Raw genomic sequence first — 1,031 nt, forward strand, 5'->3', positions numbered from 1 at the left:
AGTTGAGCTACACCGGCTTTATCTATCCTAACATTATGTAAGAATAAATATGGTGGAGGATGACGGGCTCGAACCGCCGACCCTCTGCTTGTAAGGCAGATGCTCTCCCAGCTGAGCTAATCCTCCATATTGTGTTGTCATTTCGAATGTCTCTCGATCCGACAAATAGTATTATATAACGATAAGATATTGTTTGTAAAGACTTTTTTAAAATAATTTTTGAATTTATTTTAACGTTGTTTTTTCGTCTTTTCGTTAAGGCACCTAAAGAATTCTACCACTTGTCTCATCATTTTAAAAGTCTTTTTTTCATCTTTTTATGTTTTTTTGTTAAAAAGGGCTCTAATAAAGCTTTATTGATGTGAAATTACCCTTTTCAAGCTTTTTATATGCTTATTTTATTCAATATATCTTCTCATACAAATCATCTAGAGAAGGAATTCTTTTATTATTTTATTTTTCTGGGAAATCATTTTCATGTAAAAATGTCCTTAAATGATACTGTTCTTTACTATCTTCAATATTAAAGTGTTACTAGGGTATCAAGTTAGTGTTGATTCTTTCTTATTCTTACTTAGAGCGAGCGAAAAATTCAACTGTAAGTGTTGCGATACTCAGTCATCTAGTGTGTCTCTAAACAGTCCTCTGTATCTGGCTGCCAAAGAAAATTCTTATTAGCTGCTTTCTATGCTTTTGATCTTCATCCTAAAAGAATTGAACGGCCGACCCACAAACAACAGCTGCGTTGTTCAATGAAAATACATGAAAGTGAGACGGACGGAAAGATCAACTTATCGATGAGGCATTTACTAAATCATCACTTCTCACTTTACAAAGTGATTTAATAGAAGTAATTTTTTCAAAAACACAAAAAAGACCAGTTCCGTATGGAACTGATCCTTAGAAAAGCTTGGCGGCGTCCTACTCTCACAGGGGGAGACCCCCAACTACCATCGGCGCTGAAGAGCTTAACTTCCGTGTTCGGTATGGGAACGGGTGTGACCTCTTCGCTATCGCCACCAAACCTGATG

General features: G+C 36.0%; 1 tRNA gene and 1 rRNA gene. Both read right to left on the reverse strand.

The annotated features are described in order from the left end of the window. Positions 1–50: 50 nt before the first annotated feature. Positions 51–126 (reverse strand) — tRNA-Val (locus C6Y06_RS19925). A 782-nt stretch (positions 127–908) separates the two neighbouring features. After that, positions 909–1,024, reverse strand: a 5S ribosomal RNA gene (gene rrf / locus C6Y06_RS19930). Positions 1,025–1,031: the final 7 nt, after the last annotated feature.

The organism is Bacillus sp. MZGC1 (assembly GCF_002998605.1).
In the GTDB taxonomy this organism is placed as follows: domain Bacteria; phylum Bacillota; class Bacilli; order Bacillales; family Bacillaceae; genus Bacillus.